Source organism: Phocaeicola massiliensis B84634 = Timone 84634 = DSM 17679 = JCM 13223 (genome assembly GCF_000382445.1).
GTDB classification, from domain to species: domain Bacteria; phylum Bacteroidota; class Bacteroidia; order Bacteroidales; family Bacteroidaceae; genus Phocaeicola; species Phocaeicola massiliensis.
In genome coordinates this window covers 2,071,999-2,094,129 of record NZ_KB905472.1, presented here as the reverse complement: position 1 = coordinate 2,094,129, position 22,131 = coordinate 2,071,999, and the positions used below count along the sequence as shown (strand labels likewise).

At 42.7% G+C, this 22,131-nt stretch carries 17 protein-coding genes; 9 read left to right on the top strand and 8 right to left on the bottom strand.

The genetic code is table 11. The features are described 5' to 3' along the window. The first annotated feature begins 67 nt into the window (after window positions 1–67). Entirely contained in the window at window positions 68–508 is a 441-nt protein-coding gene (locus HMPREF1534_RS10235) for a DUF5606 family protein (RefSeq protein ID WP_005939858.1), read from the top strand. A gap of 89 nt (window positions 509–597) precedes the next feature. Here the strand turns inward: HMPREF1534_RS10235 and clpB are convergent, their stop codons facing one another. Beyond that, window positions 598–3,186 (bottom strand): ATP-dependent chaperone ClpB, encoded by a 2,589-nt coding sequence (clpB, locus tag HMPREF1534_RS10240; RefSeq protein ID WP_005939854.1) that lies wholly within the window; start codon window positions 3,184–3,186, stop codon window positions 598–600. 298 nt (window positions 3,187–3,484) lie between these two features. On the opposite strand from clpB, the gene HMPREF1534_RS10245 reads away from it, so the two are divergent. The 3 genes from HMPREF1534_RS10245 to HMPREF1534_RS10255 all read left to right on the top strand — a co-directional run bounded on the left by HMPREF1534_RS10245 (window position 3,485) and on the right by HMPREF1534_RS10255 (window position 6,053). Next, window positions 3,485–4,066 (top strand): DUF6621 family protein, encoded by a 582-nt coding sequence (locus tag HMPREF1534_RS10245; protein ID WP_005939851.1) that lies wholly within the window; start codon window positions 3,485–3,487, stop codon window positions 4,064–4,066. 13 nt (window positions 4,067–4,079) lie between these two features. Continuing rightward, on the top strand, window positions 4,080–4,976 hold the full coding sequence (locus tag HMPREF1534_RS10250) for a LysR substrate-binding domain-containing protein (protein ID WP_005939847.1): 897 nt from the start codon (window positions 4,080–4,082) through the stop codon (window positions 4,974–4,976). A gap of 90 nt (window positions 4,977–5,066) precedes the next feature. Beyond that, window positions 5,067–6,053 (top strand): YeiH family protein, encoded by a 987-nt coding sequence (locus HMPREF1534_RS10255; RefSeq protein WP_005939845.1) that lies wholly within the window; start codon window positions 5,067–5,069, stop codon window positions 6,051–6,053. Between the two features lie 187 nt (window positions 6,054–6,240). Here the strand turns inward: HMPREF1534_RS10255 and HMPREF1534_RS10260 are convergent, their stop codons facing one another. After that, window positions 6,241–6,726: a hypothetical protein gene (locus tag HMPREF1534_RS10260; RefSeq protein ID WP_005939843.1), complete on the bottom strand. Its 486-nt coding sequence runs from the start codon at window positions 6,724–6,726 to the stop codon at window positions 6,241–6,243. A 288-nt stretch (window positions 6,727–7,014) separates the two neighbouring features. Beyond that, window positions 7,015–8,106: an alanine dehydrogenase gene (gene ald, locus HMPREF1534_RS10265; RefSeq protein WP_005939840.1), complete on the bottom strand. Its 1,092-nt coding sequence runs from the start codon at window positions 8,104–8,106 to the stop codon at window positions 7,015–7,017. A 197-nt stretch (window positions 8,107–8,303) separates the two neighbouring features. Between ald and HMPREF1534_RS10270 the strand changes: the two genes are divergently transcribed. The 3 genes from HMPREF1534_RS10270 to HMPREF1534_RS10280 all read left to right on the top strand — a co-directional run bounded on the left by HMPREF1534_RS10270 (window position 8,304) and on the right by HMPREF1534_RS10280 (window position 13,589). Next, window positions 8,304–9,971, top strand: coding sequence for a M23 family metallopeptidase (locus HMPREF1534_RS10270; RefSeq protein WP_005939837.1), 1,668 nt, complete (start codon window positions 8,304–8,306; stop codon window positions 9,969–9,971). A gap of 37 nt (window positions 9,972–10,008) precedes the next feature. Beyond that, window positions 10,009–11,652: a C69 family dipeptidase gene (locus tag HMPREF1534_RS10275; protein ID WP_005939834.1), complete on the top strand. Its 1,644-nt coding sequence runs from the start codon at window positions 10,009–10,011 to the stop codon at window positions 11,650–11,652. Between the two features lie 191 nt (window positions 11,653–11,843). After that, window positions 11,844–13,589, top strand: coding sequence for a phospho-sugar mutase (locus HMPREF1534_RS10280; RefSeq protein WP_005939831.1), 1,746 nt, complete (start codon window positions 11,844–11,846; stop codon window positions 13,587–13,589). A 202-nt stretch (window positions 13,590–13,791) separates the two neighbouring features. On the opposite strand, the gene HMPREF1534_RS10285 is transcribed toward HMPREF1534_RS10280, so the two are convergent. Both HMPREF1534_RS10285 and HMPREF1534_RS10290 read right to left on the bottom strand, forming a co-directional pair. Beyond that, window positions 13,792–15,177: a DUF4270 domain-containing protein gene (locus HMPREF1534_RS10285; RefSeq protein WP_005939830.1), complete on the bottom strand. Its 1,386-nt coding sequence runs from the start codon at window positions 15,175–15,177 to the stop codon at window positions 13,792–13,794. A gap of 19 nt (window positions 15,178–15,196) precedes the next feature. Next, window positions 15,197–16,021, bottom strand: coding sequence for a glycogen/starch synthase (locus HMPREF1534_RS10290; protein WP_005939829.1), 825 nt, complete (start codon window positions 16,019–16,021; stop codon window positions 15,197–15,199). Between the two features lie 272 nt (window positions 16,022–16,293). Between HMPREF1534_RS10290 and panC the strand changes: the two genes are divergently transcribed. Next, window positions 16,294–17,145 (top strand): pantoate--beta-alanine ligase, encoded by an 852-nt coding sequence (panC, locus tag HMPREF1534_RS10295; RefSeq protein ID WP_005939828.1) that lies wholly within the window; start codon window positions 16,294–16,296, stop codon window positions 17,143–17,145. Next, complete coding sequence (panD, locus tag HMPREF1534_RS10300; protein WP_018452512.1) at window positions 17,142–17,495, top strand: aspartate 1-decarboxylase; 354 nt, start codon at window positions 17,142–17,144, stop codon at window positions 17,493–17,495. The genes panC and panD overlap by 4 nt, the downstream gene beginning before the upstream one ends. A gap of 125 nt (window positions 17,496–17,620) precedes the next feature. Here the strand turns inward: panD and HMPREF1534_RS10305 are convergent, their stop codons facing one another. Genes HMPREF1534_RS10305 through nudC form a run of 3 tightly spaced genes read right to left on the bottom strand, consistent with a single transcriptional unit; the run spans window position 17,621 to window position 22,119 of the window. Next, the gene (locus HMPREF1534_RS10305) at window positions 17,621–19,618 is read right to left on the bottom strand and encodes a fructose-bisphosphatase class III (RefSeq protein ID WP_005939826.1); all 1,998 of its coding nucleotides are present in this window, start codon (window positions 19,616–19,618) and stop codon (window positions 17,621–17,623) included. Window positions 19,619–19,627: 9 nt separating this feature from the next. Next, window positions 19,628–21,289 (bottom strand): putative transporter, encoded by a 1,662-nt coding sequence (locus HMPREF1534_RS10310; RefSeq protein WP_005939824.1) that lies wholly within the window; start codon window positions 21,287–21,289, stop codon window positions 19,628–19,630. Window positions 21,290–21,318: 29 nt separating this feature from the next. Next, entirely contained in the window at window positions 21,319–22,119 is an 801-nt protein-coding gene (nudC, locus tag HMPREF1534_RS10315; protein ID WP_005939822.1) for an NAD(+) diphosphatase, read from the bottom strand. Window positions 22,120–22,131: the final 12 nt, after the last annotated feature.

Here is a 22,131-nt window from a genome sequence, read left to right as displayed (position 1 = left end):
AAATTTGGGAGTTTCAATCGCGAATTGTACTTTTGCTGCCTCAAACCATAAATAAAATAGAAATAGTATGTTAAAGACCATTTTATCAATCGCGGGTAAGCCCGGATTATATAAATTGATTTCTTCAGGAAAGAATATGTTGATTGTAGAAACAGTTGACGCCGCTAAAAAAAGAATTCCGGCTTATGGACAGGACAAAGTTATTTCATTGGCTGATATAGCGATGTATACAGATGCAGAAGAAGTGCCTTTGAGCAAAGTGTTGGAATCAGTGAAAAACAAAGAGAACGGGGCTGTGGCTTCTATTGACTATAAGAAAGTATCTGCAAACGAGTTGCATGCTTATTTTGCAGAAATTCTTCCCAGCTATGACCGTGACCGTGTGCACGCAAGTGACATCAAGAAGCTGTTGTCATGGTACAATATCTTGGTAAGCAATGGTATTACGGATTTTGTAGAGCAAAATGCGGTTGCCACTGAAGAACCGGCAGCAGAAGAAGGAAAATAATACTTTTCTTTATTATTTATAAAACGCCCTCCCTGCAAATTTCGAATCATTCGCAGGGAGGGCATTTTATATAGTTTGATTATAGAGAATTAGTTACGGAATATCAATCCGTCTCCCGCAGTTTCTACTATAATCGGTTTAGAACGATCTACCTCCTGAGATAATAATTTCTTTGACAAGTCGTTCAGTAAGTAGCGTTGGATAGCACGTTTCACCGGACGGGCTCCAAATTCGGGATCATATCCTGTACCGGCAATGAAACGGATTGCTTCATCTGTCATCTGGAGAGTGATTCCATTGTCGGCGAGCATATTCTTGATACCGCCAATTTGCAGCATCACAATCTGTTCAATCTCTTCTTTATTTAAAGGCAAGAACATGATTGTCTCGTCAATACGGTTCAGGAACTCCGGTCGGATTGTCTTTTTCAACATTGACATTACTTCTTTCTTCGTCTCTTCTACTATCACTTCACGATTTTCATCATTAATCTTCTCAAACTGACTCTGAATATAAGAGCTGCCTAAGTTAGAAGTCATGATGATAATGGTGTTCTTGAAATTCACAGTCCGTCCTTTATTATCTGTCAGTCGACCGTCATCCAATACTTGCAATAGGATGTTGAACACATCGGGATGCGCTTTTTCGATTTCGTCAAATAATACCACAGAATAGGGTTTACGTCTTACGGCTTCTGTCAACTGACCGCCTTCGTCATAACCTACATATCCGGGAGGCGCTCCAATCAGTCGGGATACGGAGTGCTTCTCTTGGTATTCACTCATATCGATACGGGTCATCAAGCTTTCGTCATCAAACAGGTAATCTGCCAATGCCTTCGCCAACTCTGTTTTACCTACACCGGTAGTACCCAGGAAAATGAACGAGCCTATCGGACGCTTCGGGTCTTGCAGTCCGGCACGGCTACGGCGAACTGCATCGGAAACGGCGGCAATAGCCTCTTCCTGTCCCACCACACGCAAGTGTAGTTCTTGTTCCAGATTCAGTAATTTATCACGTTCACTTTGCAACATCTTATTGACCGGGATTCCTGTCCAGCGTGAAACCACATCAGCGATATCTTCGGCAGTGACTTCTTCTTTAATCATGGCATTGTCACCTTGTTTATGCTTTAAGTCTTCCTGAATATCTTTGATTTCATTTTCCAGAGCCTGTAATTTTCCGTAACGGATTTCGGCTACTTTACCATAGTCTCCTTCACGTTCTGCTTTGTCGGCTTCAAACTTCAGTTGCTCTATTTCCTGTTTGTTCTGCTGAATCTTGTTTACCAGCTCTTTTTCACTTTGCCATTTTGCTTTATAGGAAGTTTCTTGTTCCTTCAATTCGGCAATTTCCTTATTCAGTTGTTGCAACTTAGGTTCGTCTTTTTCACGTTTGATGGCTTCACGCTCAATCTCCAATTGTTTCAGGTGGCGTGAGATTTCATCCAGCTCCTCAGGAACAGAATCACGTTCCATACGAAGTTTGGCAGCGGCCTCGTCCATCAGGTCGATGGCTTTGTCGGGCAGGAAACGCTCGGTGATGTAGCGGTTACTCAGTTCTACGGCAGCAATAATGGCTTCGTCTTTAATACGAACCTTATGATGATTTTCATATCGCTCTTTTAATCCACGCAGAATAGAGATGGTGCTTAAAGTATCCGGTTCGGCAACCATTACAGTTTGGAAACGGCGTTCCAAAGCTTTGTCCTTTTCAAAGTATTTCTGATACTCGTCAAGGGTTGTGGCACCGATGCTGCGAAGTTCACCACGTGCCAATGCAGGTTTCAGGATATTGGCAGCATCCATTGCTCCTTCACCTTTTCCGGCTCCTACCAAAGTATGGATTTCGTCAATGAACAAAATAATACTGCCTTCCGACTTTGTCACCTCATTGATAACCGATTTCAAACGTTCCTCAAATTCACCTTTATATTTGGCACCGGCTACCAGTGCACCCATGTCCAATGAATAAATCTGTTTGTTTTTCAGGTTTTCGGGCACGTCACCACGAATGATACGGTGTGCCAAACCTTCAACGATGGCTGTCTTACCTGTACCCGGTTCACCGATTAAAATCGGATTATTCTTGGTACGTCGGCTTAATATCTGTAATACTCGCCGGATTTCCTCATCACGGCCGATAACCGGGTCGAGCTTTCCACTGCGGGCAGCCTCATTTAAGTTGATGGCATATTTACTTAAGGACTGATAAGTGTCTTCGCTGGATTGAGAAGTTACTTTTTCTCCTTTCCGTAGTTCTGTGATTGCAGCACGTAAATCTTTGTCGGTCATACCCGCATCTTTCAGAATGGTAGAAACGGTACTCTTTACATTCAGTAATGCCAGAATGATAGCTTCCAGTGAAACATATTCATCTCCCATTTCTTTAGAATACTGGGTTGCCCTTTGTAATACCTCGTTGCTTTCGCGGCTCAGATAAGGTTCTCCGCCGCTGACCTTTGGCAGTGAGTCTATCTGTTTGTCGATGACTAACGTAACCTGTTGTGCATTCATCCCCAATTTCTGGAAGATAAAGTTAGTCACGTTTTCACCAACTTTCAGCACACCGGCCAGCAAATGAACCGGTTCGATAGCCTGCTGTCCGCGGGTTTGCGTAAGGTTCACAGCTTCCTGCACTGCCTCTTGTGATTTAATTGTGAAGTTGTTAAAATTCATATTGTATCTCCTTTCTGTTTTATTTCAAAATACCTATTGAAAACGGAATCGTTACGTCTTTGTTCAATGCTTTAAGCGATTTCGGTAAAGAATGCTCAAATACTTTGCCAAAAGCTGAAAGCAGAGGAAAAACAGGTGGTTGGGGTAAAAGAATCAGACAAAATGGCAGGGTGTAAGAGCTCTTAAATGAAAAAAAGTCCGAATTGGATACAAAAAGGCAGAAAACTTTCGGAAGGAGAAAAGATTATTTCTATCTTTAGACCGGTAATGTAGAAAAGAAAATGACAAAAGTAAGAATATGGCGAATGAGATGAATTTTGCAGAAACTGTAATGCTGGTAGATGCAGCATATTTGAACAGAGTGTGTGGCGACTTGAAAAAGCACTTTAGTACCGTATTGGGGCGTGAATTGCCAAAGGCTGATCTGCCGGTGCTGATGGAGTGCCTGGCTTTGGATGCCGGGCTACAATTCGGGGAGAATAATATTCAGGTATTGCTTATTTATGATAAGGAAAGTGAGAATATGAGCACTTGCCAACCGGGAGATTTGCGTCAAGAATTGAATAATGTAGCTTTTAAGAGTCACTTGGGTGAGTTCGCTTTTTATTCTTTTGAGCCTTCGGATATGGCAGGAAGGGATGAATTGTTTCTTGAATCACTGAGGGTGGTTGCGGATGCGAAAGATGTGAAACGCTTGATAGCGGTTCCTGCGGAAGAAGAGTATGGCAATGAAGCTCCCGCTATATTAAATAAGGTGGACGGAAAAGACGGAATGACTGTCTTTGGCATGAATCCACCGACTGAAGCGATTGCTTATCAGTGGGAGATGTTGGGATTCGCTGTTTTGCAAGCTTTAGGGATAAAAGCCGACGAGTTGTAATAAAAGTAGCACTATGTCTGATTTTCGGTTGAGAGTATTCAGTTGTGTGGCAAAGAACCTTAGCTTTACTAAGGCATCTCAAGAGCTTTTCATCAGTCAGCCTGCCATAACAAAGCATATTCAGGAGTTAGAGACGATGTATCAGACGCGTCTCTTTGAGCGGATGGGGAATAAAATATCGCTGACTGATGCCGGAAGGCTGTTATTGGAGCACTGCGAGAAGATATTGGAAGAATACGGGCGACTGGAGTATGAGATGAATCTGTTGCGTAATGAACATATCGGAAAGCTGCGTTTGGGAGCCAGTACCACTATTGCCCAATATGTGCTTCCTCCATTGTTGGCACGCTTTATCGAGAAATTCCCACAAGTCTCTCTGTCTTTATTTAACGGAAATTCTTTGGAAGTGGAAAAAGCTCTGCAGGAACATCGCATAGACCTTGCTTTGGTGGAGGGAAATATCCGGCAGCCTAATTTGAAGTATACTTCATTTCTGCAAGATGAATTGGTTCCTGTTGTTCATACTCACAGTAAATGGACGGAATATGATGAAATCACATTAGAAGAGTTTAAAAAAATTCCTTTGGTGTTGCGTGAAAGAGGATCTGGAACATTGGATATCTTATTGGCAGCTCTTCAAAAGCACAATATAAAGTTATCAGACCTGAATGTGAAAATGTATTTGGGAAGTACGGAAAGCATCAAACTTTTTTTGGAAAACTGTGATTGCTTGGGGATTCTTTCTATACGTTCTGTCAATAAAGAATTGTATGCAGGTGAGATGAAAGTGCTGGAAATAAAAGATTTATCTATGTTTCGGGAATTTGACTTTGTGCAGTTGCAGGGACAGGAAAACGGATTGCCGGCTTTATTTATGCAGTTTGCCGAACATTATAAAGAAAAGTTATAACCTATAAATAAAAACGATTGGTGATCTATCGAAACATATACTACCTTTGCACTCCGAAACAGAAAATAACATTTAAAGAAAGGTAGAAATATGATTTCAGTATCAGCTTTACAGCAAAACAACAAAGTAATTTATGTAGGTATACTTTCCACGTTGATCGTTTTTTTGTTAATGGATTATATCCCGGCATTGGCCCCTTTCTCACATTGGGTCACTCCACCGGTAGCTTTATTCCTAGGTTTGATATTCGCATTGGTGTGTGGTCAGGCTCATCCCAAGTTCAATAAAAAAACTTCAAAATATTTATTGCAGTATTCAGTGGTAGGCTTGGGTTTCGGCATGAATCTTCAAGCTTCTCTGGCTTCCGGTAAGGAAGGTATGGAGTTTACCATCCTTTCAGTGATTGGAACTATGCTCATCGGTATGTTTATCGGCCGTAAAATATTGAAGATAGACCGTGATACTTCTTATCTGATAAGTTCAGGAACTGCTATCTGCGGTGGTAGTGCCATTGCTGCTGTGGGGCCTGTCCTAAAGGCAAAAGACAGCGAAATGTCTGTGGCGTTGGCTACTATTTTTGTATTGAATGCAATAGCCTTGTTTATTTTTCCCGTTTTGGGACATTGGCTGGGATTAGACCAGCAGCAATTCGGAACTTGGGCAGCGATTGCCATTCATGATACCAGTTCGGTGGTAGGTGCAGGGGCTGCTTATGGTGAGGAAGCCTTGAAAGTGGCTACAACGATTAAATTGACTCGTGCGCTGTGGATTATTCCATTGGCATTAGCTACTTCATTTATCTTTAAGGGAAGTGGCAAGAAAATCAGTGTTCCCTGGTTTATCTTTTACTTTATAGGTGCTATCATTCTCAATACTTATGTGTTGGATGGCATTCCTCAACTGGGACAGGCCATTTCGGGTTTGGCACGTAAAGGGTTGATTATAACGATGTTTTTTATCGGTGCGTCATTGTCGATGAATGTATTAAAGCAAGTAGGAATGAAACCGCTTATTCAGGGAGTGATTTTGTGGGTGGTAATCAGCTTGAGTACATTGGCTTATATATTATTGTTCTAAGATTAGGTATCAGAACTTAGGTATATTTAAAGCGCCTGAGAGTTTTTGAAAGACTCTTAGGCGTTTGTTCTTTTGGAAAAGGTTCGAGAGGCTTTTAAAAAGACTTTGAGGTTTTTGGAAAAGACTAAAGAGTTTTCAGAAAAGATCAAAGAGTTTTTGAAAAAGACCAAGGAGTTTTAGTGAGGGCTTAAAAAGCCTGTTTGAATTTACCTTCTTCGAAGTTCGCTTTCAGTTTTTCATCACTTTTGGCACTGTTGACAATATTCGTCAATACACTTGCTTTGGTAACTTCTACTACGATATGTGTTTTATATCGTCCGCCGGCTTGTTCACTGTTCTCGCAGATGACTTTCATTTTGACTACTTCTTGCTGTATCACTCCCTGAATCAGGCTGTTGAATTGAGCAATGTCAGCACCGGATATCTTAGTCTGCGATTTGGCAGCAGCTTCTGCTTTTGTTTTGATTTGGTTTTCAAGGGCTGTTCGGGCACCGGTCATGGCTTTTTTCTTGGAAGCTGTTGCATCACTACTCTGTGCAGAGGCATACGCACGGAAAAACTCTGCATCAGTGGCATACTCACTTCCCGTGCAGGGACCTGCATTTTGGGCGTGTGTCAATGTTGTTATCGCAAAGAACACAGCCAATAAACTAATGAATTTGTAACATTTCATATCGTGTATTTTATCAATTTCTTGCGAAGATAGGAGAATATTTGATAATATTATTAAGAAAAGAGAAAAAAATGATGGGGCCGGTGACTGTAAAATGTTCTTGCCTTAAAGAGTCTGATTTTATTATATGCAGTGGCTTGTGAGAGGATAAACTGGATTTCTATGCCATTGTTATGCCCGGAAGCTGTTAGTCTTTATGGTTGAAATAGAGAAATGTATTAAAAGCCATATCATTATCACCATGATAATTTCTTCCGGCTTTTAATACATTTGCTTCTTTAAGGAGGATTATATTTTCCATCCGAAGGCTTCTGCAACAGCCGGGAATACGACTTTTCCATTTACAATATTCAAGCCTTTTTTGAGTCCGGAATCTGTTTCACAGGCTTTTTCCCATCCCATATCTGCCAACTTGACGGCGTAAGGCAATGTTGCATTGGTCAGTGCCAAAGTAGAAGTGCATGGCACTGCTCCGGGAATATTGGCTACACAATAATGAATGATTCCATCGACTTCGTATGTCGGCTCGGCGTGTGTGGTTGGGTGTGACGTCTCAAAACAACCTCCTTGGTCGATGGCTACATCTACCAGCACACTTCCTTTTTTCATCAGTTTGAGCATAGGGCGGGTGATGAGGTGAGGAGCTTTTGCTCCGGGAATCAAAACAGCACCTATTACCAAGTCGGTGGTAGCGAGTTCCTGTTCTATATTGTGAGCGGATGAGAATAATGTTTTCACATTTTTGGGCATAAATTCATTTAGCTGCCTTAGGCGTGGAAGGGATATATCACAAATAGTGACGTCTGCTCCCAGTCCGGCAGCCATTAAAGCGGCGTTGGTTCCCACAACTCCACCGCCCAAAACTAATACTTTTGCAGGTTTTACCCCCGGCACTCCACCCAGTAAAATTCCTTTCCCGCCTTGTGGCTTTTCCAGAAAACGTGCACCTTCTTGCACAGACATGCGGCCGGCTACTTCACTCATTGGAATCAATAAAGGAAGGGCGCCCTGCCTGTCTACTACCGTTTCGTAAGCCATACACACCGATTTGCTTTTTATCATGGCTTCCGTCAACTGTTGGTCGCAGGCAAAGTGAAAATAGGTAAATACCAATTGCCCCTCGCGCACCAAGCCGTATTCGCTTTCGATAGGTTCTTTTACTTTGATAATCATTTCGGCTGTTCCATATACATCTTCGATGGAGGGGAGTATATGTGCTCCGGCCTTTTCATAGTCTTCGTCAGTAAATCCGCTGTTGATACCGGCAGTGTGCTGGACATATACCGTGTGACCTCTTTGTACTAATTCTCGTGTTCCCGAGGGGGTTAACGATACACGATTCTCGTTGTTCTTGATTTCTTTAGGAATTCCTACTATCATAATCGTCACATTTAAGGGGTTTGAATGTATCAAAGGTAACAAAATGTCAGAAAAGTAGGTTCCTTGCTGCTCTGTTTTTTTTCTCTGTGAAGTATGTTTAGCAACACAAATTAAGAGGAACTTTTGAATTTATTTTGTAAGTTTGCACCTGCCCGTATGCAGGGGCGGAAAAGAACAAAAAAACAGATAGGAGAAAAATGACGATACGCAGTTATATATTGCTCCTTGCATTGGGAGGCTGTTTGGCTACCCGGGCACAGGAACATCCCGAAAAACCTTTTATTTCCCCCTTTGATTTTCCGTTGACTTTAAGCGGAAACTTTGGTGAGTTGCGTGCCAATCATTTTCACGGAGGAGTTGATTTTAAAACGCAGGGGGAGATTGGCAAGCCTATTCATTGCATTGCCGACGGCTATGTAAGCCGTGTGTCGGTTACGCCCGGAGGTTATGGGCAGGCTTTGTATATCACTCATCCTAATGGCTATACTTCCGTGTATGGACATATCTCAAAGTTCGCTCCGGCTGTGGCAAAGCTGGTGGAAGAATATCAGTATGAGAATGAGACTTTTGCGGTAGACTTGAAGTTTGAACCCGGCCAACTGGCGTTTAAGTCCGGTGAGATTATTGCTTTGAGCGGTAATGAAGGATATTCGTTTGGTCCTCATTTGCATATGGAGATTCGTCGTACGGATACAGGTGAGCTGATAGACCCTTTGCAGTTTTATACGGATAAGGTGAAAGACACGACTCCTCCTCGTGCTTCTTTGGTGATGCTTTATCCTCAGCCGGGGAAAGGAGTGGTGAGCGGTTCTCCGAAGAAGAAAGCGATTCCGGTTGCCGCATTGGGAACTCCGGTTGAGGCTTGGGGAGAAATAGCAGCAGGTATAAAAGCATACGACTACATGGACGGTACGCATAACAATTACGGGGTGCGGTCTGTCGTACTTTATGTAGATACGGCTGAAGTGTTCCGTAGTACGGTGGATGGCGTTTTGCCTGAAGAAAACCGCATGATTAACGCTTGGACGGATTATGAGGAACATGTGAAGAAAAACAGTTGGGTGATGCGTTCACAGATACTTCCGGGAAATCCTTTGCGTATGTTACAGGCTGATGAGAAGGGAGGAGTCGTGACGATTGACGAGGAGAGGGATTATCACTTCCGTTATGAACTGGAGGATTTATATGGCAATAAGAACACATATCGGTTTGTGGTGCGTGGATGCCGGATGCCGATAGAAGAATATAATCCGCAAGCAAAACATTATTTGGAATGGGATAAAGGCAATGTGATACAGGAACCCGGAATGGAATTGGTCATTCCGCGAGGCATGCTGTATGAAGACATTGCATTGAACACTAAGGTGATAAAGGATACTGCTGCCATTGCATACGAATATCGGTTGCATGATGAGGCAGTGCCTTTGCAGGCGGGATGTACGTTGATGATTGGCGTGCATCGTTTTCCGGTGGAAGACACATCAAAATATTATGTAGTTCGTAAGTGGGGAAACAGGAAGGGTTCTGCCGGAGGGAAGTTTGATGACGGCTGGATGAAAACAACCATTCGTGAGTTGGGAACATATACCGTGGCTGTCGATACGGTTTCTCCGCGAGTCACTCCCCTGAACCGGTCTCAGTGGAAAAGCGGAAACATACAGTTTAAGATTGGTGATGCCGAGACAGGTGTGAGAGATTACAAGGTGATGATTGATGGTCGGTTTGAGCTTTTCAGTTTCAGCTCGAAGACAGCCCGGTTGTCAATGAAGTACCCGAAGCGTTTGAAAAGGGGAGTGCCCCATAAGCTGGAAGTGATCGTGACCGATTATTGTGGGAATGAGACGCGGAAAGAATATAAGTTTTAAGTAGAAAACAGAATAACACAATTAAAAAGTTATATAAATGAAGAACAAGCTAATTTTAGGAGCTGCCTTGCTGATGGCAGCCGTGACCGAAACACTGGCCTGTACCAACTTTATTGTTGGTAAAAATGCATCGACAGACGGTTCGGTTATTGTATCTTATTCAGCCGATTCATACGGAATGTTCGGTGAGTTATATCATTATCCCGCAGGTGTACATGCCAAAGGCACCATGCGTGATATTTATGAATGGGATACGGGTAAGTATTTGGGACAGATAAAGGAAGCCCCCCAAACTTACAATGTGATTGGAAACATGAATGAATATCAGGTAACGATTGGAGAAACAACCTTCGGCGGGCGTGAAGAGTTGGTGGATACTACCGGTATTATGGATTACGGCAGTCTTATTTATGTTGCGCTCCAACGTTCGCGCACGGCAAAAGAAGCTATTGAAGTGATGACTGACTTGGTTAAGGAATACGGCTATTACAGCAGTGGCGAGTCATTCTCTATTGCAGACCCCAACGAAGTATGGATTCTTGAAATGATAGGCAAAGGGCCGGGTGTGAAAGGAGCAGTATGGGTAGCTGTCAGGATACCGGATGATTGTATTGCAGCACATGCCAATCAAAGCCGGATTCATAAATTTAATATGAATGACAAAGACAACTGTCTCTATTCTCCCGATGTGATTTCGTTTGCCCGCGAGAAAGGTTATTTTGACGGTATGAACAAAGATTTTAGTTTTTCGGAAGCTTATAATCCTTTGGATTTCGGCGGGCTTCGTTTTTGTGAAGCACGTGTATGGAGCTACTATAATATGTTTAATAAAGCGGTAGGAGATACCTATTTGCCTTATATAAAGGGAGAGAGCAAGGAACCGATGCCTCTTTATATCAAGCCCGACCATAAGCTTTCTGTGCGCGATGTACAAAGAGCCATGCGTGACCATTATGAAGGCACGCCGCTGGATATCACTAATGATCCGGGAGCCGGTCCTTTTAAAACACCTTATCGTTTGTCACCGTTGACTTATAAAGTAGGCGACAAAGAGTATTTTAATGAACGCCCGATTTCTACTCAGCAGACTGCATTTACATTTGTGGCACAGATGCGTGCCGAACTCCCCGATGCGATAGGTGGTGTACTGTGGTTTGGTGCGGATGATGCCAACATGACAGTATTTGCTCCGGTCTATTGCTGTACGGACAGAATTCCCGATTGTTATAGCGGTAAAGAAGCAGACTGTGTAACCTTCTCGTGGAATTCCGCTTTCTGGATTTACAACTGGGTGGCCGACATGATTCGTCCTCGATACAGTTTGATGATTGAGGATATGCGTGCGGTTCAAAACAATTTGGAGGATACTTATGACAGTGCGCAAAGTGGTATAGAAAACGCTGCACTCAGCCTTTACGAGAAAGACCCGGTGAAAGCGAAAGAGTTTTTGACCAACTATTCTTGCATGACGGCTCAGTCGGCAGTTGACAGCTGGAAGAAGTTGGGAGAATTCCTCATTGTGAAATACAACGACGGTGCAGTGAAGAAAATGGCAAAGAACGGCTCTATCTTGCGACCGGAAACAGGAAACTGTGCTCCGCTGGTGCGTCCGGGTTATCCTCAGGAATTTTTGGAAGAGCTGGTGAAAGCTACAGGAGAGCGTTATAAAGTGACAAAATAAGAAGGCGTATCTTACGTTTGATAATAAAAAGCTGTCCGCATTACATCTCTATGGAGGTGTAGTGCGGATTTTTTTTCATGGATACAGGCATGGATTCCATTATAATTTATTTCTTCAAAAGATAGGAATTGTGAACTTATTCTTTTACATTTGCGTATTATTAAAATATTAACTCTAATAAAGTAGATCACATGGAAAATGAAGAATTGATTCAGCAAGTGACTGAGAAAGCCAAGAAGTGGTTAACTCCTGCATACGATGCCGAAACTCAGGCAGAGGTAAAGCGTATGTTGGAAAATGAAGATAAAACCGATTTGATAGAAGCATTTTATAAAGATTTGGAATTTGGTACAGGCGGTTTGCGCGGTATCATGGGAGTAGGTAGTAACCGTATGAATATATATACTGTCGGTGCAGCTACTCAGGGATTGTCCAACTATCTTAATAAGAACTTTAAAGACCTTGAACAAATAGCTGTTGTGGTTGGTCATGATTGCCGTAACAACAGCCGTCTGTTTGCCGAAATCTCAGCAAATATTTTCTCGGCTAATGGTATCAAGGTATATCTGTTTGAGGATATGCGTCCCACTCCTGAGATGTCTTTTGCCATTCGTCATTTGGGATGTCAAAGCGGTATCATCCTGACAGCTTCTCATAACCCGAAAGAATATAACGGTTATAAGGCCTATTGGGATGATGGTGCACAAGTATTGGCTCCGCATGATAAAGGTATTATTGATGAAGTGAATAAGATTGCTTCGGCTGCCGATATTAAGTTTGAAGGAAACAAAGAACTGATTCAGGTGATTGGTGAGGATATCGATAGCATCTATTTGGATAAGGTGCATACTATTTCTATTGATTCTGAAGTAATTAAGCGTCAGAAGGATTTGAGTATTGTGTATACTCCTATTCATGGAACGGGTATGATGCTGATTCCGCGCGCTTTGAAACAATGGGGCTTTGAAAATGTGCATTGCGTGCCCGAACAGATGGTGAAGAGTGGCGATTTCCCGACTGTTATCTCGCCGAATCCCGAAAATGCGGAAGCATTGTCTATGGCTATCGATTTGGCTAAGAAAATTGATGCTGACATCGTGATGGCGAGTGACCCGGATGCCGACCGTGTAGGTATGGCTTGTAAGAACGACAAGGGTGAGTGGGTATTGATTAATGGTAATCAGACTTGTTTGCTTTTCTTGTATTATATCATCAAGAACCGCATTGCAATGGGCAAGATGAAGGACAATGATTTTATTGTCAAGACCATTGTTACTACCGAGCTTATCAAGGCTGTGGCCGACAAGAATAAGATTGAGATGCGCGACTGCTATACCGGTTTTAAATGGATTGCACGTGAAATCCGTTTGAGCGAAGGCAAACAGCAATACATCGGCGGTGGTGAAGAAAGTTATGGTTTCCTGGCCGAAGACTTTGTTCGTGATAAAGATGCTGTTTCTGCTTGTGCGTTGCTGGCTGAAATCTGTGCTTGGGCCAAAGACCGGGGCAAGACTTTGTTCGATGTTCTGATGGATATCTATGTGGAATATGGTTTCTCTAAAGAAACGACAGTCAATGTAGTGAAGCCTGGTAAGAGTGGTGCAGATGAAATCAAAGCAATGATGGAAAACTTCCGCGCCAATCCTCCGAAAGAAATCGGTGGTTCTAAAGTGATATTGGCAAAGGATTACAAGACTTTGAAAGCTACAGACGGTGAAGGTAATGTGGCAGATATTGATATGCCTGAAACCTCTAATGTACTGCAATACTTCACTGAAGACGGTACTAAGATTTCTGTTCGTCCTTCGGGTACCGAACCTAAGATTAAGTTCTATATGGAAGTGAAAGGCGAGATGGGATGTCCTAAGTGCTATGATGCTGCTAATGCTGCTGCAGAAGAAAAAGTAGAAGCCGTAAGAAAGTCATTGGGAATTTAATCCGGTTACAGCCATCTTGAGGCAAAAGATAAAAAAGGGTGCGTCAAAAGTAAAACCGTTTCGGACTTTTGGCGCACCCTTTATTTTATGCCTGTGCAGGCATGGGCTTACACGTACGTATGTGTGACCTTGTGCATTAGTACACGTAGGGCCACACATATATATGTGTGATCCTATGCGTACTAACGTGTAATCCGTATCGTTAGAACTTGGTATATATGATTTGCATTTTTAATTCATTTCCTGCTTTGGTGCCGCCTTTCAGCTCAGCGCTCTCCATATCCAAGTTATTGCTTACCCCGATAATCGAATTGTTTGTATCAAAGTCCACCTTTACAGGTATCAGCACAACTTTATTCCAATCGGGATTCTTTTTAACCCAGTCCGGGTCACCGGCTTCTCCTTTTTTCTTTTCTTCGATGCAGTGAGTAATCAATTGGGCAATATTGGAAAAAGTATATTTATTACTGTTGCTGGTAAAGCTTGTGATGAAAGAAGAGATATTGTCGGTAATCTTATTCTCCTCAAAGAACGAGTACATTTCCTTCTTTCTTACCATTAATAAATATTGGGGAATGCCCATTGCAAAACTGCTGTTGTTTTTTTCGTTAAAGCGGGTGAAAGAAAGAGTTGCAGCATTCAATGTATCATTCTGATGCGCTTCATATATTTCATCGACAGGCAATGTAGCTTCCGTATAGATTCCGGCAGGAGTCTTTATGTAAGTACAATTGTCTTTGTCCACCAATTCTTTCAATCTTTCGGAATTCTGGAAACGGTTGGCTTGAATAACTTCTTTTGTCGCAGCAAAATCAGCGAATGTATTTACCAAAGAGTCTAGCTTATTGGAAGAACTCTTAATCAATCTGCTGAAATGCATACGTAAGTCAAGGTTGTCAATATATAGAATAGTACCGTCACCATGTGTACAACGTACATAGATGCCTTTTAAGACATTCTTGATAAATGCATCGGCATTCTTATAGTTGTTTTTATCTTCCTTATATTTCTCATACATAAATTTTCCCAGATTAGTGGGCAATTTTATGGTTTGAGTATAATATCTGCTGCTAAGCGTATCTGTGAGGTGGGCATCGGTTCCGCCTGCCGAATAAGCTTTTTCAGCGATGGGTTTGGCATTTTCGTTGTAGTAGTTGTCGGGATTTACATTCGTATAAAATGTGTTCAAATCTCCTTCCGGTATCACTTTGTCCAATGTATCAATTCTCATGCGCATGGAGTTTAGGGAATCTCCGAAAAATTTCGTATATTGGACAAAGAGTGTCAGTCCTGTGATCTCTTGTACAGCTTCGGGGAATTCAAAATCATCCGTACAGTTGAATTGCGCTATAAAGTCGGACGTGAATTCACCGAACTGAGGGTCGGTATAACGTCCCAGATAAGCAGTACTGGTACGTGCATATACGGAATCCGCTAAAATAGAACGGGTGGTGACATCATAGATTTTGCCTCCGGCCTGAATATGGTCTCCATCCGGAATAGTCGTATCACCGATTCCCGGTGTCGTATCATCGCAACTGTATGTAAGTGCGGCTAACAACAATGCGCATAAATATTTGATTTTCATTTTTGTAATCTATATTGATTTATTTCTTTTCAAACTCCCAAACTTCATCGTAGAAGTTATTAAAAGCGTCTGCATAAGTTTCGGGTGATTGGTAATCAAGGACAGGAATACCCGATTCGCGTGCGAATTTCATCACGTTCTCATTTACCTTTTCACTATTTTGAATTACACCGTCTGAATAGGCGATGGCCAATTTGCAGAGTTCTTCATAATTAGCCGGAGTTTTGATAATGTTGTCTACATCATTTCTTTCAATGCCTTTCAGCATCAATTTCTCGGCTAAATCACCTTGGAATTCCGATTTGAAATCATCTCCGAATACAGAGAATACAACTTTAGAATCTCTGAAAGACGGTTCGTCTTGATAAGCTTTTTTGATATAGAGGGGTACAAATGCACTCATCCAACCCTGACAATGGATAACATCGGGACACCAACGCAGTTTCTTTACTGTTTCCAATACACCACGTGCATAGAAAATAGCACGTTCGTCATTGTCCGTGTATTCTACTCCGTTTTCATCAGCTACCATTTGACGGTGCTGGAAATAATCATCATTATCAATGAAATATACCTGCATGCGGGCGGCCTGGATTGACGCAACCTTGATAATCAACGGGTGGTCTGTATCGTCGATAATCAGGTTCATACCCGACAGGCGAATGACTTCGTGTAATTGATTTCTGCGTTCATTAACATTGCCCCACTTCGGCATAAAAGTTCTGATTTCTCTGCCTTTTTCCTGAATAGCCTGCGGAAGATATCTTCCCATGCTTGCCATTTCGGATTCGGGAACGTAAGGGGTAATCTCTTGTGTAATAAATAAAACTTTATTTGCCTTCATCTTAACTTTTTGTTGCTCATAAACATTTTGCAAAGATATAAAAAAAATAGCTGAGAGAGGCAAAAATACACACTTAATAATTCCTTATGATTTGTTAAGTGTCTGATAATAAAGGAAAAAAGAATTGTTTTTCTGTCTGATAGCGAGCTGAAGTTGTCGTTGTTGGCATATCTTTGACTGATAATAAAACGTTTTTTTTTTCGTTATCTCCAAAATAATGGTTTACTTTGCAGCCGTTTTAATTGAAACAGCTTAAAAAGAAGTGAGATAAAATGAAGTTAGTTCATACGATTAAAGAGCTTCAGTCAGAGCTTGATGCCCTGCGTAATATAGGAAAAACAATCGGTTTGGTTCCTACGATGGGAGCGTTGCATGCAGGTCATGCTTCATTGGTGAAACGTGCTGTTGCCGAGAATGATGTGGTGGTAGTGAGTGATTTTGTGAATCCTACTCAGTTTAACGACCGGAATGACTTAATTAAATATCCGCGTACGTTGGATGCCGATTGTGAATTATTGGAAAAGGTAGGGGCATCTTTTGTTTTTGCTCCATCCGTGGAAGAAATTTATCCGGAGCCGGATACACGCCGGTTCAGCTATGCTCCGTTGGACACAGTAATGGAAGGACGATTCCGTCCGGGACATTTTAATGGTGTATGCCAAATTGTGAGTAAACTATTTATGATAGTAGAGCCTGACCGTGCTTATTTTGGCGAGAAAGATTTCCAGCAGTTGGCTATTATTCGTGAAATGGTGAAACAAATGGAATTTAAGTTGCAGATTGTGGGATGTCCTATCGTTCGCGAAGAAGACGGTATGGCTCTGAGCAGTCGTAATGCACGTCTTTCACCTGAAGAAAGAGAATATGCATTGAATATATCACAAACATTGTTTAAGAGCCGTATGTTTGCTGCGTCACATACAGTGGCAGAGACTCAGAAGTTTGTAGAGAATGCTATTGCAGCTTCCAAGGGCTTGCGTTTGGAGTATTTTGAAATAGTGGATGGAAATAGTCTGCAGAAGATTGCCAATTGGGAAGATACGGAATATGCAGTAGGTTGTATCACCGTATTTTGCGGTGAGGTACGCTTGATTGACAATATAAAATATAAGGAAAAGCTATGATGATTGAAGTGTTGAAATCCAAACTTCATTGTGTTCGTGTGACAGAAGCTAACCTGAACTATATGGGTAGTATCACGATTGATGAAGATTTGATGGATGCCGCCAATATGATTGCCGGTGAGAAAGTACACATTGTGGATAACAATAACGGAGAGCGTTTTGAAACGTATATTATTAAAGGAGAACGCGGCTCGGGATGTATTTGTCTGAATGGTGCGGCTGCACGTAAAGTGCAGGTGGGAGATATCGTGATTATCATGTCGTATGCCATGATGGATTTTGAAGAGGCCAAGTCGTTCAAGCCGACAGTGGTTTTTCCTGATTCGATGACGAATCAAGTGTTGGGATGATTCTTTTAAAATATAATCATTTTTATTTTTTAGATGTATTAAATTAAAGTTTGTTGGAGGGTGTGTCGAAACTCTCATTTCGATAAAAAGGGAATTTTGACACACTTTCCTTTTCTTTTATGTCCTTACAAGGCTTTTTCTTTAATAAGTCCCATGCGGTAGGCTAAGAGCAGCTTTTTCAAATCATTGATTTGGGTAACTAATTCCCGGCCTTTGTCCGTATCCTTCACCATCATTCTCTGCGAGCTGAGCTCTACGATTTGTGTACTCGATTTAATATCCTGTCCTTCTTCTATCGCTTTCTGCATGGATGTGAAAGGTTCATGCTGGACTAGCTGGAAGCCGCGTGAATGATAGACCAAGGTATATCCGGCAATACCGGTCTCGGAATGATAAGCTCTGGAGAATCCGCCGTCTATCACCATCATCTTGCCATTGGCTTTAATAGGGTTTTCCCCTTGAATGGTTTTAACCGGCACATGACCGTTGATGATATGGCGGTGTTTTCCTACTACTCCAAACTCGTCTAAAAGCATATCGCATACTTTTTCTTCGTTGCGAAGAGTGTAGTAGTGTCCTTTTATCTCTTTATGCAATTCCTTTTCTTTCAGGAAATAGCGTTCAAAAGTAGCCATCTTGTTTTTGTCGAAGGCAGGAGAGTCTTTTCCGCTCCATAAATACCACACATAGTCTATGGCAAATTGCTTCTCTTCATTATCTTCTTCTGCAAAGTAAGCGGTGCGTATCAGATGCCCGACCTTTTCGAGCAGTTTTTTGCCTTTATAGGCTTTCCCGGCTATCATCACGTTTTTCAAGGTACCGTCTTCATTGAGGGGAACGGAAGCATGAAACAGCAGGTTGGAGTTGCTTACGGTGTACATGCATCCGTAGCGGAACAGGCAACGCATATGCTTTTTCAGTTTTTCGCTGCTGACGAATGAATGATGAAGCTTATTCATGATTTCTCTTTCTTCGGAAGTCAGCTTATAGGGGTCGGCAGGATCTACTGTCGGTAGGAAACTGTCTTTCAGTTCATATTCTTTTCCGTCTAAAGTCAGTATATTCCGTTCGAAGTCGATGCGATGAAGCAACATGCGGTCATCCATTCCGAAATCGGGACGGCGTTTGATGATTTCCGCTTCCAGTTTGAATTGGATGATGCTTATGGCTTTATGCATTTGAGCAATCATGCGCAAGGTCTTTTCGTTGTACGTGCACTCCTGACCTTCTACTTTGGGACCGAACAGGCTGCACGAGTCTTCGGCATAAGTTTCCATGGCAAAGGTTGCCAGCGGCAGAAGATTGATACCGTATCCGTCTTCAAGTACGGACAAGTTACCATAGCGCATTGCCAATCTGAGCACGTTAGCCATGCAACATTCGTTTCCGGCTGCAGCTCCCATCCATAGAATATCATGGTTTCCCCATTGTACATCAAAGTTATGATAGTTGCAGAGAATGTCCATGATACGGTGGGGAGCGGGTCCACGGTCAAAAATATCTCCTAATACGTGCAGTGTATCGATAGTGAGACGCTGAATGAGTTGACAGAGTGCAATAATGAAATCATCTGCACGGCGGGTACTGATAATCGTACTTATAATGACATTGATATAAGCCTGCTTGTTGGGTACCATCGAACTTTCGTGCAGCAATTCCTGAATGATGTACGAAAATTCCTTGGGAAGTGCCTTCCGCACTTTGGAACGCGTATATTTGGAAGAAACATTTTGGCAGACGCGGACCAGTTGGTTGAGTGTGATGACATACCAGTCGTCTATATCTGTTTCCACTCCCTTGATAAGCTCCAGTTTTTGTTCAGGATAATAAATCAGGGTGCAAAGTTCTTTCTTCTCATTCTCACGTAAAGTATTGCCGAATATTTCGTTTACTTTTCGTTTGATGGCTCCCGAAGCATTACGTAGCACATGCTGAAAAGCTTCATATTCTCCATGTAAGTCCGCCAGAAAATGTTCTGTTCCCTTGGGAAGGTTAAGGATGGCTTCCAGATTGATGATTTCCGTACTGGCATCGGCTATGGTCGGGAAGCTGTGCGATAACAGTTGCAGGTATCGCATATCTTCTTGTATGGTTTCGGGGGTAATTTGATTATAAGCGTTCATTGTTATATTTTATAAAAAGAACATGAGTATTAATTGTGCAATAATGACACGGCTGAACATAGACAGCGGGTATACTGTGGCATAGCTCACTGCAGGGTTGTCACCGGGCAAAGTGTCGTTGGCATAATTAAGTGCCATGGGGTTGGCCATGCTTCCACACAGCATTCCGCAAGTGCTGCCAAAATCCAGATGGCTCATGCGCAGGGCGATGAGTGCCATGATTACGACTGGAAGAAAAGTGATGGCGAATCCTAAACCAATCCAGATTGCTCCTTCGGGGCGCATAACGGTCTCAAAGAAGTGGGCTCCGGCATCCAGACCCAGACATGCCAGATAGAGTGATAACCCTATTCCTCTCAACATCAGGTTGGCACTTCGGGTTGTATATGTAATCAGATGGAAACGTGGTCCGAAACAACCGATGAGAATACCTACTACGATAGGGCCGCCGGCAAGTCCGAGTTTGACAGGAGTACTGACTCCCGGAATGGCAATGGGAATTGAACCGAGAACCAATCCGAGCACTATCCCGATAAAGATGGCGGCAAGGTTGGGGTCTTTCAGTGTACGGGTAGCGTTTCCCAATACTTTTTCGACGTTTTCTATCGCTTTTGCTTCACCTACCACAGTGAGCCGGTCACCCAGTTGGAGGATTAACCCCGGAGTTGCAAGCAGTTGCACACCACTGCGCATCACACGGCTGATATTGATTCCATAGCTGTTGCGCAGGCGTAGGGAACCGAGTTTTTTTCCATTGATTTCAGGGCGGCTGACAACAATGTGCTTGGAAATCAGCTGGCTGTCGATAGCATTCCAGTCAATGTCTTTTTTATTCCAATCCTGAGCTTCCTGCTCGCCGAAAAGGATAGTAAGGGTGGGGGCGTCTTTTTCGGTAGTGATGATTAGCAAGCGGTCATCTTCTTTCAAAACCTTTTCAGAAGTGGGAATGCTTACCGCGCCGTTTCTCCATAGGCGGGAGATGACAAATTTGGGATAACTCAGTTCGGCTACTTCTTTGATGCTTTTATTAAAAATAGCGGGATTGTGTACTTTAAAAGTAGCAATGAAAGTCTGGTTGGCATCTTCGTGCTCGTTTGTTTCGATATCCGATGGGCGTACAAAAAGCTTGCGAACCACCAGCATGGCAAGGATGACACCGACTACTCCCAGCGGATAAGTCACCGCGCAACTCAACGCTGCTCCATTGGCCGGTTCGCCAAGTTGTTTTAGAGTCTGTTGGGCGGCTCCCAATGCCGGAGTGTTGGTTGTAGCTCCACAAAGGATACCTACCATGTCGCTCATTGGGATTGTAGTGAGTTTGCTTAATATTACAGTCATCACCGTACCTATTAAGACCACTCCCATACCGAGCATGTTGAGTTTAACTCCTCCTTTCCTGAAAGAGCTGAAAAAGCCCGGACCTACCTGTAATCCTAATTCATAAACGAAGAGCACCAGACCGAAGCTTTCGGCATAATTCAACATATTGGAATCAATGGAGAACCCTAAATGTCCTGCCAGAATACCGGCAAAAAAGACAAAAGTCACTCCCAGTGAGATTCCGAATACATGAATCTTACCCAAGCCGAGACCTACGGCAGTAATTATCGACAGGATGACTACCGCTTGTAAAGGAGTATGCTCGAAAAATAGACTATTTAACCATTCCATGATGCAAAGATAACAAATACTAATTGTAATTATCCTAAATCCGTTTGACTATTTTCACCCAACCAGTCATCTATCAGTTTTCTTGCCAGACTGAGTTTTCCCGGAATTTCAGGCAGGTTATCTTTAGTATAAAAAGCTCCGGCATTTAATTCTTCCGCTTGCAGTTTGATCTCACCGCTTTCATAGTCAGCGGTGAATCCTATCATGATGCCGCTGGGATAAGGCCACGGTTGGCTGCCGAAATATTTCAGATTCTTGATGTGCAGTCCGGTTTCTTCCGCCACTTCGCGGTGTACGCACTCTTCCAATGTCTCTCCGGGCTCCAGAAAGCCGGCGACAAGTCCGTTGAATGTGCCGCGAAAGTTACGGGCATGCACTAGCAGGATACTGTCTCCTTTTTGTATGCGCACGATGATGGCCGGAGAGATACGGGGGTAGAACTCTTGTCGGCATTGCGGACATTTCTTGGCAATGGGAGAGATTTGATGGGTGGGAACACCGCATGCCGGACAGTAACGGCTGTTTTGGTCCCAATTTAATATCTGAAAAGCCTTGCCGCCCATTTGGTATTCTTGCAACGGCAGAAAATCAAAAGAAGCCCGAAGTCCCATCATCTGTCTTGCCGGACTTTCGGAACCCGGAATGGGGGTGTGCAGAGAATAGGTTTTGCAGGGAAGTCCGTTCATCTCTCCTATTGTGTGAATAGTGCTGCCGATAGGAACTGCTACGGGAGGTTCTGTACAGCAAGGCACATGATATCCGTTTTCTGTTTGTAAGATTAGAATTTGGTCTTTATAAAAAACAAACCAATTACAATTTTCTTGTTCCATTATCTTGTTTTA